The organism is Pseudoalteromonas sp. 20-92 (assembly GCF_030847595.1).
Classification (GTDB): Bacteria; Pseudomonadota; Gammaproteobacteria; order Enterobacterales; family Alteromonadaceae; genus Pseudoalteromonas; species Pseudoalteromonas fuliginea.
Window position 1 is genome coordinate 60,889 of the sequence record NZ_JANJGQ010000001.1, and the last position, 16,413, is coordinate 77,301.

Annotated in this window: 12 protein-coding genes; 7 read left to right on the top strand and 5 right to left on the bottom strand. The window is 37.9% G+C overall.

The features are described 5' to 3' along the window. Position 1 precedes the first annotated feature (1 nt). Complete coding sequence (locus tag NRL14_RS00275; protein ID WP_306723706.1) at positions 2 to 490, top strand: CinA family protein; 489 nt, start codon at positions 2 to 4, stop codon at positions 488 to 490. 68 nt (positions 491 to 558) lie between these two features. Then, positions 559 to 1,602 (top strand): recombinase RecA, encoded by a 1,044-nt coding sequence (gene recA, locus NRL14_RS00280; protein ID WP_149606568.1) that lies wholly within the window; start codon positions 559 to 561, stop codon positions 1,600 to 1,602. A 550-nt stretch (positions 1,603 to 2,152) separates the two neighbouring features. On the opposite strand, the gene NRL14_RS00285 is transcribed toward recA, so the two are convergent. Together NRL14_RS00285 and NRL14_RS00290 are read right to left on the bottom strand one after the other, a co-directional pair. Continuing rightward, positions 2,153 to 4,261, bottom strand: a complete 2,109-nt coding sequence (locus tag NRL14_RS00285) for a TonB-dependent siderophore receptor (RefSeq protein WP_007376079.1) — start codon at positions 4,259 to 4,261, stop codon at positions 2,153 to 2,155. Between the two features lie 556 nt (positions 4,262 to 4,817). After that, a complete protein-coding gene (locus tag NRL14_RS00290) occupies positions 4,818 to 5,987 on the bottom strand; it encodes a DcaP family trimeric outer membrane transporter (RefSeq protein ID WP_306723707.1) in 1,170 nt (389 codons plus the stop codon). A gap of 443 nt (positions 5,988 to 6,430) precedes the next feature. Between NRL14_RS00290 and acs the strand changes: the two genes are divergently transcribed. Then, positions 6,431 to 8,371: an acetate--CoA ligase gene (gene acs, locus NRL14_RS00295; RefSeq protein ID WP_306723708.1), complete on the top strand. Its 1,941-nt coding sequence runs from the start codon at positions 6,431 to 6,433 to the stop codon at positions 8,369 to 8,371. Between the two features lie 104 nt (positions 8,372 to 8,475). Continuing rightward, positions 8,476 to 9,126: a response regulator transcription factor gene (locus NRL14_RS00300; protein WP_306723709.1), complete on the top strand. Its 651-nt coding sequence runs from the start codon at positions 8,476 to 8,478 to the stop codon at positions 9,124 to 9,126. Positions 9,127 to 9,226: 100 nt separating this feature from the next. Here NRL14_RS00300 and purU read toward each other — a convergent pair whose 3' ends face one another. Together purU and NRL14_RS00310 are read right to left on the bottom strand one after the other, a co-directional pair. Beyond that, positions 9,227 to 10,057 (bottom strand): formyltetrahydrofolate deformylase, encoded by an 831-nt coding sequence (gene purU, locus NRL14_RS00305; RefSeq protein ID WP_306723710.1) that lies wholly within the window; start codon positions 10,055 to 10,057, stop codon positions 9,227 to 9,229. A 205-nt stretch (positions 10,058 to 10,262) separates the two neighbouring features. Then, entirely contained in the window at positions 10,263 to 12,149 is a 1,887-nt protein-coding gene (locus NRL14_RS00310) for a hypothetical protein (RefSeq protein WP_306723711.1), read from the bottom strand. A gap of 311 nt (positions 12,150 to 12,460) precedes the next feature. Here NRL14_RS00310 and NRL14_RS00315 point away from each other — a divergent pair, with 311 nt between their 5' ends. The 3 genes from NRL14_RS00315 (at position 12,461) to NRL14_RS00325 (ending at position 15,987) form a co-directional block, all read left to right on the top strand. Continuing rightward, the gene (locus tag NRL14_RS00315; RefSeq protein WP_306723712.1) at positions 12,461 to 13,438 is read left to right on the top strand and encodes a DNA topoisomerase IB; all 978 of its coding nucleotides are present in this window, start codon (positions 12,461 to 12,463) and stop codon (positions 13,436 to 13,438) included. Between the two features lie 210 nt (positions 13,439 to 13,648). Further along, entirely contained in the window at positions 13,649 to 14,974 is a 1,326-nt protein-coding gene (locus NRL14_RS00320; protein ID WP_306723713.1) for a murein L,D-transpeptidase, read from the top strand. 11 nt (positions 14,975 to 14,985) lie between these two features. After that, on the top strand, positions 14,986 to 15,987 hold the full coding sequence (locus NRL14_RS00325) for a D-Ala-D-Ala carboxypeptidase family metallohydrolase (RefSeq protein WP_306723714.1): 1,002 nt from the start codon (positions 14,986 to 14,988) through the stop codon (positions 15,985 to 15,987). A 99-nt stretch (positions 15,988 to 16,086) separates the two neighbouring features. Here the strand turns inward: NRL14_RS00325 and NRL14_RS00330 are convergent, their stop codons facing one another. Next, positions 16,087 to 16,395 (bottom strand): hypothetical protein, encoded by a 309-nt coding sequence (locus NRL14_RS00330; RefSeq protein ID WP_007376088.1) that lies wholly within the window; start codon positions 16,393 to 16,395, stop codon positions 16,087 to 16,089. Positions 16,396 to 16,413 lie beyond the last annotated feature (18 nt).

A 16,413-nucleotide genomic window follows, 5' to 3' on the forward strand; every position in this document is an offset into this window, starting at 1 on the left:
TATGGAATTACATCAAGAGATTAAAACACTTGCTGCGCAATTAGGCGCTATTTTAACGGATAAATGCTTATGGATCACTACTGCTGAGTCATGTACTGGTGGCGGAGTGAGTTATGCGCTTACCGACACCCCTGGGAGCTCGGCTTATATTGACCGTGCATTTGTCACTTATAGCAATCAAGCAAAGCAAGATTTGCTCAATGTAAGTGCAAGTACATTAGCAAAGTATGGTGCTGTAAGCGAACAAACAGTGCGAGAAATGGCAGTAGGTGCTATTAAAGCAACAAACGCTAATATTGCGATAGGTGTATCGGGCATTGCCGGGCCTGGTGGTGCAACTGAAGGTAAACCTGTTGGACTTGTGTGGTTTGGCATACAAATTAATGATAAGTTGCTTACATTTAAACAAGTATTTATTGGTGATAGAGCTCAGGTTAGGTTACAAGCTATTGTATTTGCATTAAAAAATGTAATAGATGAGATAAAATAAAAAAATTAGCTTGATACTGTGATTTCATACAGTATACTTGGTTCCATTAGCTGGATTTGGAGAACAAAATGAACGATAACAAACAAAAAGCGTTAGACGCAGCACTATCACAAATTGAACGTCAATTTGGTAAAGGCTCAATTATGAAATTGGGTGATAACAAAGCGTTAAACATTGAATCTGTATCTACAGGCTCATTAGGTATTGATATTGCCTTAGGTATAGGTGGTTTACCTATGGGACGTATTGTTGAAGTGTACGGCCCTGAGTCATCTGGTAAAACAACGCTTACTTTACAAGTTATCGCACAAGCTCAAAAAGAAGGCAAAACATGTGCCTTTGTTGATGCTGAGCATGCTCTAGATCCAGTATACGCACAAAAACTAGGTGTTAACATTGATGAACTTTTAGTTTCTCAACCAGATACAGGTGAACAAGCGCTAGAGATTTGTGACATGTTAGTACGTTCAAGCGCGGTAGACGTTGTTATTATTGATTCGGTTGCTGCACTTACACCAAAAGCTGAGATTGAAGGCGACATGGGCGACTCGCACATGGGCCTACAAGCACGTTTAATGTCACAAGCATTACGTAAGCTTACTGGTAATATTAAACGCTCTAACACGTTATGTATTTTCATTAACCAAATCCGTATGAAAATTGGTGTTATGTTTGGTAACCCAGAAACAACAACGGGTGGTAATGCACTTAAGTTTTACGCATCGGTACGTATTGATATTCGTCGTATTGGTTCTGTGAAAGAAGGTGATGAAGTTGTTGGTAACGAAACCCGCGTTAAAATTGTTAAAAACAAAGTAGCGCCGCCATTTAAACAAGCTGAATTTATCATCATGTACGGTGAAGGTATTTCTAAGCAAGGCGAGTTAATTGACTTAGGTGTTAAGCACAAAATTGTTGAAAAAGCAGGTGCTTGGTATAGTTACTGTGGCAACAAAGTAGGCCAAGGTAAATCTAACTCAATTAAATTTTTGAAAGAAAATCCAGAAATTGCAGATGAGATTGAAGGTAAGTTACGCGAAATGCTTTTACTAAAAGCAACTATTGAACCAGAAGATGGTGAAGATAAGTTAGGCGATGACGCAGACCTTTAAGCTATATCAAAATGAGTTTCTTAGCTTGATTTGACCCGAGCTTTAAAAAAGCGCTAATCAGTAATGGTTGGCGCTTTTTATTGTTAAAAACTTAAAGTAGATAAGATAAAAACGACACATAAAAATGTGTCGTTTTTAATTTAACCTATAAAAATCTACGGTTAAATCGCGCATGAGTAGGCACTGCATTAGTAATTACTATACTAAATGAAGAGCAGAGCGATCATACGCTATACGTTTTAATCAGGTAAAAGCATTCTTTAGGGCGTGTTGAAATTTGTTCAATCTAGGGGCGGTTAAATCGCGGCGTGAGATTTGTAACCTAGTGGACTAAGTAAAAATCGAGCAACAAAGAGTTAATCGTCCCTAGAAAGAACCCAAAGGGTAGCGCATATTTGGTATTTATGCTGCGTTATCGCCTATTTATGGGGAATAACCACACTATATAGGCTCTGCCTTGCCTAAAAACCAAATATGCTGCTGCAAATTCAACCACCAAAGATAAACACGCCCTAATAGTTAAAGAATGGGCCTTAATTAAAATAGAACTTTAGAAGCGATAAGTTAAGCTAACTTTTCCGCTAATAGGGGAGCCATAAAAACCAACATTGGCTAAGCTAGTAATATGTTTTTCATCTGTGATGTTATCAATGTTAGCTTGAATTGATAAGTCTTCGCTCGCATCCCATCGAGCAAATGCGTTCATAAGTAAATAAGAATCCTGCTTAACATTACTGGCTATATTTGCTGTTTTTGATTGCCATTTTCCGGCTAAGCCAAACTGAAACTCAGGTAGTTGAGGCAGCGTATAATCCAATGAAAAATTAACAACATTTTCAGGCTCCCATTCGTGAGAACTATCGCCTGCGTCATCATTGATATCTAAGTATGTATATGCAAATACAGCATTTAGATCATCAGTTATATGTCCGGTTAATTCTAATTCAAAGCCTTGGGTATCTTGATCAGCTCCTTTATAGTAAGTAAATCCAGATGCGTTTAGCCCTGCATAAGTTGCAATATTATCTTGTTTGGCACTAAATACTGCAAAGGTTGCAAGTAGTTGATCATCAAACCATTGAGTTTTTACTCCAACTTCGTAATTAACACCTTTGCTTGGATCTAAAAAGTTACCATCGTAATCATACTGCTCTTGTGGCTGATAAATATCGGAATAGCTCACATATACATTAACATCATCATTAATTGCATACGTTGTTGCAAGGTAAGGGCTTATCTCACTTTCATCATTATTTATATCAACGCCTTGGCTAAAGCCTGTACGCTCATAATCGATAGCGTTAAAGCCTGCAATAACAAATAAGTCACTTGTTAGGTTTAATTTAGTAGAACCAAAAAAACGCTTCAAAGTAACATCAATATCAGCATACTTGGTTTGTTCACCCCAAATAGGTTCAGCTATCGCATCTAATGCGTATGGAAAAGCAGGCGCCAAGCCATAAGCTTCAGTTGTTACTGCATCGTAAGAGTTGGTAAAAGAGTAAGATGTACTTTGCGAAATACTTCCACCAAGCATTAACTCATGTTCTTGACCAAACAAGCTGTACTCACCCTTAGCTGTTATATCAAATAAATCAGCAGAGAATTCTGTATCATATCGTCCTGGAAGGCTAACTAAACCTAAATTAGTTTCACTATCAAACATTCCATAATGGTCATAAAGATAAAGTAATTTACTTTGATCTTCTGAGTCTTGGTAATTATAAGTTGTTTTAATTTCCCAGTTATTATCAAATACATAAGTATATTCAATAAAAGCAGTGGTATTAAGAGTGTCCCATTTAGTCCATTCTTGAGTTGGGCTCGCACTTACGTCCCACTCTGCTTGTGTACCATCGGCATATGAAAGCGGTAATCCTCCCCACATTGTTCCATCTGTATTTGCATCTTGATGTGAAGCACCAAATGAAAGTGTCGAATTACCAGTAAGTTGCCCATCAATTACTGCAGAGAAGTAAGTGCGATCGTTTTCTAAACCATCAAGGTATGAATCTGATCCTTCTACAGCACCAATAGCACGTGCAGCCCAGCTACCAGAATCTGTTAACAAAAATGAATAATCAGCTTGTAAGCGCTTTAAACCATAAGTACCTACAGAGATACCTACTTCACCTTCATTTTCATTTGTTGGGCGCTTTCGAACATAGTTAATAGTGCCCGCAGCATTACCTACACCTGTTAATTGCCCATTAGCACCACGAATAACTTCTATTTTTTCATAACCATAGCTTTCCATAGCACCAGTAACAAGACCCCAATTATTAGGTAGACCAACACCATCAACTTGAGTACTTTTAATATCAAAACCGCGAGAAGTATAGCGTGTGCGGTTAGTTTCACCTTGTTCAACAGTAATACCCGTGGCCATTTTCAATGCATCATTAATACTATTTGCTGCAAAGTTTTGAAGTTGCTCTGCGCCAATTACACTAATCGATTGTGGTGTTTCGTTAAGCTCCATCGTTAAACCGGTAGCACCTTTGCTAACGCGATCTTGGCGTACACCTACTATTAATATTTCTTCCATTTTTTCATTATTATTTTCAACTGTATTCTTAGTTGATGTTTCTTGCGCTTGAGCTGAAAAACCCATGGCTAAAACTAAAGAAGAAAGTGCAAAAGTGCGATTGAGTTTCATGTTTTCCCTTAATTAATATTTAATATTATTTGAGTTTATTTAAATAATAGCCATATTCTACTATTTAGAATTAACAAACTCAAACAAAAACTATTATCATTTACAAGCGTGTTTACATCTAACTAATGGGGATAGAATAATCTGTTAATAGTATTATTCGATATTGTTTATAAAGTGGGCTATGGGTTGCTGGGCTTTATTTGAATTTTTTATGGTGTTGGCGATGCATTACTATTTTTAATCGCTATTAATTTTTCTGTAAATAGACAATTAGACAAGATTAGAGACTTAGATTAAATAAGTATAAAATTTTAGGTAACGGTAAGATTTTTCAATGGACTTGAATGAAGTGTATAACTCAATTTAAATTGTATTTATTTGCAATTTTGCTTTACCGCTATTACTCATAATCATGCTGTTTTATGGGATTTTAGCGACTTACAATAAATTTATAGGTGTAAAATTAAGATCTTTATTAAGCAAATAGCAAAATTTAAATAGAGCTATAAAAAAAGCGGCCAAGGCCGCTTCAAGGAAGTAATTAGATTTTTAGCTATTAAAAAGAGTATTTAACAGAAAATTGTAAACGGTCTAAATCACCATCAACGCCGCTTTCAGTTTCTCGCTCAGCATGCTTTAGTTCAGCGCCAAATGTTAAGCGTTTAACGGGTGAGTATAAGATATTTGCGCTGTAGCTTTGGCTTGATTCTGTAGGATCACCAGAGATAGCGAGTAAATCGGTATTGTTATCAGCAGAGAAGAAAGAGTATAAGAACGTTGAACGCCACTGACTGTTCCATTTATGCTGGTAAGCTACAAAACCTGATGTAGAATCAATAGCATCAAGATCATCACCATCAAGAACAGCGCCATGTGCTACGTTTAAGCCTACATAACGGCCTAAACCTTGCCCTTGGGTAAGCATAAATTTAAGGTTGTCTTCACCTAACTTAACCATACCTGATGCGCTAATGCCAAATGATGTTTCATCAGCGTCAATTTCACCGGCTTTATAAGTAAGTTGACGTGCTAGTGCTGCAACAACGATGTTACCCCAATCAGCTTTGTGCGTATAACGTGCTGTAAAATCAGGTAGTGATGCATCATCAGTGGCAACACGTGTGCCGCCCGCTGTCGTAATTGTACTTTCTGGATTTTCTAATGAAAAAGACCATGCGCCAGTTGTGTATTTAATTTGAGATTGACGAACAAACACAGTGCCTTCAGCTGGGCCTACAAAGTCGAGTGTTTCTGCAAGAGCACCTACGTTTTGAAAGTTTGACCAAGTTTGACCAAATAACCAACCGTCATAAGTGATGAATGCATGTCTAATGCGTGGTGCGTATGAATTTGAAACGCGCTCGTTTCCACCGGCTGCAGACGCTAAAAAGTCAATTTCAATTTTAGTTTTTACCGTTTTACCGTTATCTAATAACGTGGCTGTACCAAAATTAAAACGAGATTGACGTGCGTGCATATCAAAAACTGCATCAGAGCTATTATCATCGCCAACTGTAAGTGTACTTGGTACGTAAAAATCACGACCAACACTTGTGCCTGCTGGTGCACCGGCTGAATAATCACTCCACATAGAGTCAAGTTTAATGTATCCGCCGTAAGTAAATTCGGTATCACCAACCTTTGCAACAGTTGCTGCGTATGTTGCGCTTGAAAGCGAGCAAAGAACAGCACTTGCTGCGAGTGTTTTTAATGGAGTAAATTTCATTTTGGTGTCCTTTATAGGCTACTTGTTTATTACTTTTTATTCATTTATTTTGTATTACTTGCTAAAGGTATTACTTACGAATAAAAAGTGCTTTTTTGCGTGACTTGTCATTACTAATACACATTCTATTTTTATTTGTTAAATAATAGATTAGTTAAGTTTTAGCAAAATTGTTTTATTATTGTACGGCAACACTGTTAAATATGTACGAGATATACTCAATTACCTATTGGTCTATAAGACTAAGGTTTAAGGTATGAGTAGTTTGTATTTACTTACATTTAACATCTTGTATTATTTATGTAAAATAATTAAACCAAGCCAATTATAAACTACAACTGAAGAATTTAAAGGTGTGTACAACTAAGGTCTAATACTTAATAAAGCACTGCTGAGTAATCCTTGATAAGAGCCCAAGGCAAGTAATTTTAATGGAGACTAAGATGTCACAAAGTATCTATCCAGTTCCTGCGCACATTAAAGACGCAACACTCATTGATAAAAATAAATATAGTACGCTTTATAAGCAATCTATTGACGATCCAGAAAGTTTTTGGGATGAGCACGGCAAACGCCTCGATTGGTCTACTCCTTACACTAAAGTTAAAAACACCTCATTTGATAAAGGCCATATCAGCATTAAATGGTATGAAGATGGCTATCTTAACGCTTCTTATAACTGTATTGACCGCCACTTAAAAACGAAAGCAGACAAAATTGCGCTTATTTGGGAAGGTGATGATCCTTCTCAAAGTGAGCACATTACTTATCAAAAACTTCATGATGAAGTGGCTAAATTTGCCAATGGCTTAAAAAAGTTAGGTGTTCAAAAAGGTGACCGTGTAGCTATTTATATGCCAATGACGCCTCAGGCCATTTACGCAATGCAAGCTTGTGCACGAATTGGTGCTATTCACTCTGTTGTATTTGGTGGCTTTTCACCATCAGCGATTGCCGACCGTATTAGGGATTCGGGCGCTAAAGTCGTTATTACTTCTGATGAAGGTCGACGTGCAGGTAATTGCGTACCATTAAAAGCAAACGTTGATGAAGCGGTAGCGCAAGACTCTGTAACCACAATTGAACACGTTATTGTGCACCAATTAACCGGTGGTGAAGTTGATTGGAATAAGCACGATATATGGTGGCACGAGCTAGTTGCTGACTTACCAGCACAGTGTGAGCCAGAACCAATGAATGCTGAAGATCCTTTGTTTATATTGTATACATCAGGTTCTACTGGTCAGCCTAAAGGTGTTGTGCATACCACCGGTGGTTACTTAGTTTACTCATCAATGACACATGAATACGTATTTGATTTAAAAGAAGACGATGTGTATTGGTGTAGTGCCGATGTAGGTTGGATCACAGGCCACAGTTACATAGCGTACGGGCCATTAGTAAACGGTTGTACTCAAGTTGTATTTGAAGGTGTACCTACCTATCCAACAGCTGGGCGTATGGGCGAAGTAGTTGATAAACACGGTGTGACTATTTTATATACCGCTCCTACAGCAATTAGAGCGCTAATGGCCAAAGGTGATGAGCCAACAGCTTCGTCAAATCGCGATAGTTTACGTATTTTAGGTTCAGTAGGTGAGCCAATTAATCCAGAAGCGTGGACATGGTATTACGAGAGTATTGGTAAATCTAATTGCCCGATTGTTGATACATGGTGGCAAACAGAAACCGGTGGCATAATGATCACACCACTTCCAGGCGCTACTGATACAAAACCAGGTTCTGCAACACATCCATTTTTTGGTATTGCGCCTGCATTATTTGATGCCGAAGGTAGTACACTCGAAGGTGCTGTAGATGGTAATTTAGTTATTTTAGATAGCTGGCCATCGCAAGCGCGAACTGTTTATGGCGACCATGAACGTTTTGAACAAACTTATTTTAGCGCCTACCCAGGAGTGTACTTTACAGGCGATGGTTGTCGTCGTGATGAGGATGGTTATTACTGGATCACAGGTCGTGTGGACGATGTGTTAAACGTATCGGGTCATCGCTTAGGGACTGCCGAAATTGAAAGTGCACTTGTATCGCATGAAGCTGTAGCTGAAGCAGCTGTAGTGGGTTACCCGCATGATATTAAAGGCCAAGGTATTTATGTATATATTACGCCTAACGAAGGTGTAACGGTAAGCGATGAGTTAACCAAAGAGGTACGTAACTGGGTTCGTAAAGAGCTAAGCCCAATAGCATCTCCAGATATGATTCAATGGTCACCGGGTTTGCCAAAAACACGCTCAGGCAAGATTATGCGTCGTATTTTACGTAAAATCGCTGCAAATGAGCACCAACAACTCGGTGATACGTCAACGCTTGCGGATCCTTCAGTTGTCGATGAACTAATCGAGAACAGATTAAATCGTTAAATGTGCGTTAAAAACTTGATTACAAGTTGATTCTAAACGTAGTATATCGGCTGTCAGTAAGGGTTTTAAACCTAACTGGCAGCCGAATTTATTAGGAGTGAACCATGAGTCAGTTTTTAATAGCGGACGACCATCCGTTATTTCGTGAAGCACTAAAAGGCGCACTGAGCGCAAAATTTGTAGGTTTAGCCGTTTTTGAATCATCCGATTTTGACAGCACATTGCAAGTGTTAAGCGAGCAAGAGGATCTTGATATATTACTGCTAGACCTTCACATGCCAGGTAATGGTGATTTATATGGCCTTATTCGTATTCGAGAAGAATACCCAAGCTTACCTATAGCCGTTGTTTCGGGTAGTGAAGACGTGAATATCGTTTCAAAAGTAATGGGTTACGGCGCTATGGGTTTTATTCCTAAATCGTCATCGTCTGATGATATTGCCAGTGCAATTAACCAAATACTTGAAGGCGATACATGGCTACCAAAAGAGTTAAAAAACAAAGTAGCTGAAATTGAAGGTGAAGATAGAGAAATAGCAGCGCAAGTTGCCTCATTAACGCCTCAACAATACCGAGTGCTGCAATATCTGCACGAAGGTTTACTTAATAAGCAAATTGCTTATGAACTACACATCTCAGAAGCGACAGTAAAAGCACACATTACAGCCATATTTAGAAAACTCGGTGTGTACAATCGTACCCAAGCCGTTTTAATTGCCGCTAAATTAAAGCTCGAACCAATAGAGCAGGCATAATTTAGATTTAAAAAGTTATTAGCTTATTTATGAGCAAAAAAATGCCAGCAACAATGCTGGCATTTTTTATATGTAGAATAATTAAGCGGTTGGAATAACGCTAAGAAAACACCACGGTTTTATTACCATTAATAAATAGCTTATGCTCTGAGGCAAGTTGAAGTGCTTTACAAAACACAGTCTTTTCAACATCTTTGCCCATTTTAGCCATCATTTCAGCGGTATTCGCATGTGTAACGCTGGTTACATCTTGCAAAATAATAGGACCTTCATCAAGCTCATTATTAACAAAGTGAGCGGTAGCACCAATAATTTTTACGCCGCGCTCAAATGCTTGATGATAAGGTTTAGCCCCTATAAATGCAGGCAAAAATGAGTGATGAATATTAATTATTTTACCTTCAAATCGACCCACAAATTCAGGACTTAAAATACGCATGTATTTGGCAAGGCCAATAATGTTAGGGTTGTAGCTGGCAATTAGATCGCCTACTTTTTCGTCATGTTCGCTACGGGTTAACCCTTCGTGCGATACAACATGAAATGGCACACCAAACCCTTTAGCTAGCGGCTCTAAATCAGCATAGTTAGCAATTACAGCGAGTACTTCAATATTAAGAGTTTGTTCAAATTGCTTTAACAGCATACCACCTAAACAATGAGCTTCTTTAGTTGCCAATAAAACTACTTTAGTTTTTGCGCCGCAATGTAGCGCAAGTTTAGCCCCATCTGGCAACAATGCGCGTAGTTGATCTAAAAAGTCGCTTTGTGGCTCGCCTGTAAGCTCTGTACGCATAAAAAATCGCTGCGCGTCTTTATCTACAAATTCGTTGTTACGCGTAATGTTTAAATTATTTTTATGGCAAAGCCCTGTAATTTTAGCTATTAAGCCTACATCATCAGCACATTGGGTGGTTAGTATATAGCTCATTGTCCTCATTCTTACCCTGTAATTAATCCTTTCATTATTTGTGTTTTGGCACATAAAGCAAGGGCTTTGTGAACTAATCCAATATTAATCATGTTGTTGAGTGCAAAAGAGGTAATAAAGTTAAAAAGTATTGAATAGAGGGTAAAAAAATGCCACCTAAGTTACCAAGGTGGCATTAATAAAAATTATCTAGGTTTCAGGTTAATTAACTTTTGGGCTCGGGAGATAAGTTTTCTTCTTGTCTTAAATACCCGGCAGCTTCTTCATCATCTTTCGCTATCGCTTGCTGAGTAGGTATAGCGCGCGTTTGTTGGTTTAGTTGATGTATTTGTGACGCATTACCTAAATCGCGCTCGCTGGTGATTGAGGCGATAGATTCGCGGTCTTTTAAGAATGCAATAACGTCTTTTTTGATTGCTTGTAATTGTCCTTCGTCTTTATGCATTTCCATAATGTGGCGAGGATGTTCAAGGTTTTTCATACCTGTTGCAGCAAACGTAGTAGAAATAACACGAGAAACAATAATCCAAGGCGTTATGCTACTGCGTACTAAAGTATTTTCTGAGCGGGTGCTATCGTGAATACCAGTACCTGTTGATATTTTAGACTCAGTAAAAGTACCTTCGCATTTAAAGTACACAAGCAGTGATTCAAATTGCATTTCAGCAAAAAACAGATGAGCCGTATTTGTTAGCAATTGTGCAAATGCTTTAATAAGTATACCTATTAGCAATAAGTGAAAGCTTGTCATTAATAGTTCACTAAATTGAATAACATGTTGGTTATTAAATGCTTGTTTAAAGCTATTAATATTTGCCGCATCAATGTAATGGTAAATATTAATAAACGAATACGCTAAAAACACAGTAAATACTAACGCTACAATATAAAGTAAGTTACCGCTCACCAAAGCAAGTAATCTCGCGAGTGTAAAGTTTTTACCTAAGTCCTTTGAGTGCAGTTTAGGCTGAATCTCTTGGATCATTTCACCTTTAAAACCGCCTTTACCTTCTATTTGTTCTTGAAGCTTAGGGTCTAATTCTCTGTAAACTCTGTTAGGTACTTCTTTATAGCGACGATTAGCCATTACTAGGTTATCGAGGTTTATGAAAATCTCGTCTGGATGAACAGACTCTTGCCAGTTTTCACGTAGTTCAGATACTTCAGCTGAAGGGGTAACTGAATTTAAACGCGCTTTGATCATGATAAAAGCAAGCGCACAGCTTAGAGTCGCTAATATAATAATTGCAATTAAGTACATTCCAGCATGAAGACTAGGCAGTTGCTCAAGCCAGCTATCTATTTGCGCTTTACTAATACGTTGCTCTTTCATCAACCATGACATAGAAAGACCAATAGCGATGGGTAAAATAAAAGATAACGAAATAATTTTTGCAAGCGCACCAGTTCCAAGTGATTCAATATTCTTTTCTGCATTTCGAGAGATAGGTTTACCTGTAGAACGCCACGAAAAAAGCACGTAAAACATTAATATTGCACTATAAACCGGAAATGCTAATTCCCCAGCTTCACCGGTAAAGCCCGACAAAGACACAAATGCAACAAGGCCATAAGCAATAAGGGCGACAAAGGTGCTTACCCATGAGCCAAATAATCGCTGGGCAACATTACGAATAGGATATGGTAGAAACAATAACTTAGGGATTAAGCTGTGAAGTAATCGTGATAAAAAACCATTAGGCTCTTTAAATGTACTGTTTTTACGACCAACCAGCATTTCTTCAAGAGAATTAGCTGTATAGGCCACTTCCTTTTTTTCTTCTTGGGCGGTCGATGTTTGCGATTTACTAAAGTTATAAGCTAAAGATGTTGGGTGGTTTCTACCTACAAAGTATTTAAGAGTTGCATAAATACCTGCCGATAGTGAGCGAATGCCGAATGCTAAAATAAGCATGCCAAACACCATTAAAATCCAACCTGCGGTTGTATCTTCTTTCACAGAGCCCGCAGCAATAACAAGTAAACTAATACCAGCTATAGACTCAATGAGTCCTCTTAATGCTGTTACTTTACCTTCCAGTTTGAAGGGGTTTTTTAGTCCAAGATCAATCGATCCATAATCAAAAGCCATTGAATTCTCCATTTAAACAGCACCCCAATTGCAGGGGACAAAGTGTAATTAATCTGAACTTAGGATAATAAATCTATCTAAAGTAGTTACTTTTAGCGCTGAGTGCATCAAGTTTAATCGTAATAGACTTGTTGCTGGCGCGTAAGTTAGACCTACTTTACGAAAACCTAAATAGAATTATTAATATATATTAAGTATTTATAATTGTTGTTGGTTTTTTATTATATATCAATAATCTTGTTCAGTTTAAGGTTATTTTAAAGTGATACATTTTATATTTCGACGCATGCTTAAATATAACTGGAGGGTTAATGAAGCTAATTTATGTAGACGATAATTTACCAGGGATCACTCGTAAACTTAAACATAAAGGTTGGCTTTACTTTGATCCAATCGGTAAGCAAATAAAAGAGCAAAATGTGATTGATCGTTTGAATGGATTGGCATTTCCGCCTGCCTATAAAAACGCCTGGTTTTGCCCAGAAGAAAACGGGCATATTTTAGCGACAGGATTTGATAGTAAGGGGCGAAAGCAATACCGCTACCATCCTGAATTTAGGGCACAGCAAGAAGCAAAAAAATACCAAGCATGTGGAGTATTTGGTAATAAACTCCCTTTGTTAAGAGCGCGTTTAGAAACAGACTTACAAGGCGATGAGCTTAATATTGAACGTGCTTTAGCGGCAGTGGTAAGGCTTATGGATTTAGGTGCGCTGCGGGTAGGTAACGAACGTAACGTAAAGCAAAATAAAAGTTTTGGCGCCACAACACTACGCACACGCCATGCAAAACTCACGGGTAAAAATATCCAGCTAAAGTACCGTGCTAAATCAGGCAAGGAGCGTGAAGTAAACATAACCGATAGGGTGCTTAGCCATGTCATAAAAGACTTACAAGATTTGCCCGGCCAGCATTTATTCCAGTATATAAACGAAGGTGAGCGCACAAATGTTACATCAAGTGAAATAAATCAGTACATTCAACAAATAATGGGTGAGGAGTTTAGTGCAAAACACTTTAGAACTTGGCGAGCAAGCGTTATTGCATTCAAACAATTAGCTAAAGCTAAAGGGGCGCTTACTTTAAAAAGCATGCTTGATAGTGTCTCCGAGCAACTTGGTAATACTCCAGCTATAGCACGCAAATCTTATGTGCATCCCGATTTAATTACGCTGTGCAAAGAAGATGAAGATACTCAAACTGCGTGGAGAGAGTCGCTTTCATTACCACGAAAAACGAAGTACTTGAGTCGTTATGAACGTGGTTTTTTAGCTTTCTTAAACGATTAATTGCCATAGCAACTTTACACACTTGGGCATATTAATTACATATTTACTCATCTAATTTATTAACGTTTAAAATACGAAATTTTGAAAAGTTGTTAAATTTCAGGTTCTTAACCTGATATTTTGATTTGGCATTACCGTTGCACCTCCAAAGCACTACTTAGTGATAAGTACATAAGCATTTATCAACGATATTTAGCGAGGAGGTACACAGTGAAGGGGTCATTTTCAAATCAAGCGCTTACTAAAGCAAAGGGTATTACTTTAAAAACAGCATTGTTTATTGGCATGGGCGGCTTATGCTCAGCACCAACACTCGCTGCTAATGAGCTTGAAAGTGTGGTACTCGCTAACTCTTCACTAACTACTTACAACTCACAAAAGTACATGCAAGCTGATGACACCTACTACTTTGACCAATATTCAGCGCAGTTAATTGAACGTACAGAAAAAGCAATTAATTGGTATCAAGAAATAGTTAACAAAGGTGGTTTTACACACTTATATAACGACGAATTGCTTGAACTAGGCAGTAATAATAATCAGGTGAGCTTACTTGCACAGCGTTTATATCAAGAGCGTGACTTAAAAACTAATGTGTGCAACGAAGCTATATGCACGTTTGATAAAGATTTAGAGCAAGCTGTTAAGCAATTTCAAAGTCGCCATGGTTTAAAAGTTGATGGCCGAGTGGGTAAGCGTACTTTTGCATCGCTTAATGTGCCTGCACAGCAAAAACTCGATAAATTAAAACTTAACTTTTATAGAATAACTAACTTTGCAGGCGCAAGTGATGAGCAATATGTGTATGTAAATATTCCAGAATACAGCTTACGATTTGTAAAAGCGGGCGATGTAAAATTAAAAAACAACGTAATTGTAGGTAAACCAAGTTGGGAAACACCTGCATTTAGCGACGAAATAGAAAAGTTTGTAGTTAATCCTGAATGGCGTATACCCACCTCAATTGCCACTAAAGAAATTGCTCCAAAGGTAGCCGAGGATCCTGACTACCTTGTAAAAAATAATATTGAAATTAGAAAAAACAGCTACCTAGACTCACAAACTGTTAATCCAAGCAACATTGATTGGGATTCTATTAAGCCGTACCAATTTGATCACTTTTTAGTAAAACGAGCAGGGAGCCAAAACCCTCTAGGGGAGGTTAAGTATTTATTCCCCAATCCCGAAGCAATTTATGTTCACGATACACCAGCAAAGCACCGTTTTAGCCAAGCAAACCGAGCCTTATCGCATGGCTGTATAAGAATAGAAAAGCCTTTTTCGTTAGCGCGTGAGATTATTAAGCACGAAGGAGAAGCGCAAACACTCAGTCATATCGATAGCGCTCGTGACCAAAATAATACTCAAACGTTTCATTTAGATGAGCCTCTTCCTATTCATTTAGTCTATTGGACTGCATGGGTTGATGAAAACAAACTGGTTAACTTTAGAGATGACATATATCAACGTGATAAAAAAGCACTTTTAAACAATAGTAAGCAGTCGGTAATTGCTGCTTTGTTAAAAAATAAATAATGAGAGGGTTTATGCAATTTATTCATTATATTTCTATCGCCATATTCACAATTATATTTAGTAATAGTGTATTTGCTGCCGCGCCTACAAAGCCTGCGCATCAGGTAGTTGATATAAAAAACAAAGTCAACTTTGAAGATGCAAAATTTAGCCTAAAAATTAACGATATAGTTATGCCATATTCGGTGTTTTCAGTATTTGTAATGCCCCAAGAGCAAGTTGAGTTTGAAGTGCTTTTTGCGCAATCAAAAAATGCCTACACGCTAATTAATACCCAAGGGAAATCTAAGCTTACAGACACCAACCGTTGGCAATGGCAAGCACCCAAAGAGCCTGGTTTAACAACGGTAATTATTGAGTCGCCCGATAAAAAACAGCGTATGAAAATCAACGTATTTGTAAAAGTACCGGCAGACAATGTTGAAGGAGGAAAGCTCAAGTATTACCACATTGGGCACTATCCTAAACCTTCACAGATTAAAGACGTTTCACACTACATAGTGCCCGATGGCTTTGTTAAGGTAACGCCTGAAAATGAAAACGTAAAAATATCACCTCACTTTTCACTAAAAGAATTTGTTAGTAAGCAGCGAAGTAAGCACCCAAAGTATTTATTTTTACAAAATAAGTTGTTACTTAAACTAGAAAAAATACGCAAAGAACTGATTTTAGAAGGGATACCGGTTAGTAATATGGTGGTTATGAGCGGTTATAGAACTCCGTACTACAACAAATCAATCGGCAATGTAAAACTTAGTCGACATGTATTTGGTGATGCAGCCGATATTTTTATAGATAACGATGGCAACTACCGTATGGATGATATAAATAACGACGGTAAGCATTCAATAGGGGATGCTAAAGCGATGGCCGATATAGTGGAGTCGTTAGCTAGACGTGAATCATTTAAAGGTTTACTAGGTGGTTTAGGTATTTATGGGCCTAAGTCGCACAGAGGCGCATTTATACACGTTGATACGCGTGGTTTTAAAGCGCGTTGGGTGAGTAAATAATTGCATTAGTTTAACTATTGTTGATAGCAAAGGGGTTATGCAAGTACAGACTAATGAGTAATGTTGAGTTTCACTTTATTTAAAAGTATTGAGCGCCTGCTAGTGGTCAATACTTTTTCTTTCAGCGATGAGCTTTATAACACGTTGCTCTTTCATCGTTGCACTACTTTCTTCTAGTAATATATCGCTAAAGCTTGGGTCATATAGCCTAGGCCTACTGAAATTACGTAATACTGACACGACCCACGTTGAAGACGCATTGGAATAACTATCTTCTGACGCTTTAGCCTCAGCACTTTTCAAAAGTTGATAAACCTTGATTGCGCGCTCTGGGTATGTGTAATCATCAATTGTCATCCAAGCTTCACGTAGCTCTTGGAGTGAATAATTTAAATAGTCTATTTCCATATAATTCTCCGTTAAACA

Coding starts and splice junctions, on each gene's coding strand:
- NRL14_RS00275 (WP_306723706.1), top strand. CDS start 2: ATGGAATTACATCAAGAGATTAAAACACTTGCTGCGCAATTAGGCGCT.
- recA (WP_149606568.1), top strand. CDS start 559: ATGAACGATAACAAACAAAAAGCGTTAGACGCAGCACTATCACAAATT.
- NRL14_RS00285 (WP_007376079.1), bottom strand. CDS start 4,261: ATGAAACTCAATCGCACTTTTGCACTTTCTTCTTTAGTTTTAGCCATG.
- NRL14_RS00290 (WP_306723707.1), bottom strand. CDS start 5,987: ATGAAATTTACTCCATTAAAAACACTCGCAGCAAGTGCTGTTCTTTGC.
- acs (WP_306723708.1), top strand. CDS start 6,431: ATGTCACAAAGTATCTATCCAGTTCCTGCGCACATTAAAGACGCAACA.
- NRL14_RS00300 (WP_306723709.1), top strand. CDS start 8,476: ATGAGTCAGTTTTTAATAGCGGACGACCATCCGTTATTTCGTGAAGCA.
- purU (WP_306723710.1), bottom strand. CDS start 10,057: ATGAGCTATATACTAACCACCCAATGTGCTGATGATGTAGGCTTAATA.
- NRL14_RS00310 (WP_306723711.1), bottom strand. CDS start 12,149: ATGGCTTTTGATTATGGATCGATTGATCTTGGACTAAAAAACCCCTTC.
- NRL14_RS00315 (WP_306723712.1), top strand. CDS start 12,461: ATGAAGCTAATTTATGTAGACGATAATTTACCAGGGATCACTCGTAAA.
- NRL14_RS00325 (WP_306723714.1), top strand. CDS start 14,986: ATGCAATTTATTCATTATATTTCTATCGCCATATTCACAATTATATTT.
- NRL14_RS00330 (WP_007376088.1), bottom strand. CDS start 16,395: ATGGAAATAGACTATTTAAATTATTCACTCCAAGAGCTACGTGAAGCT.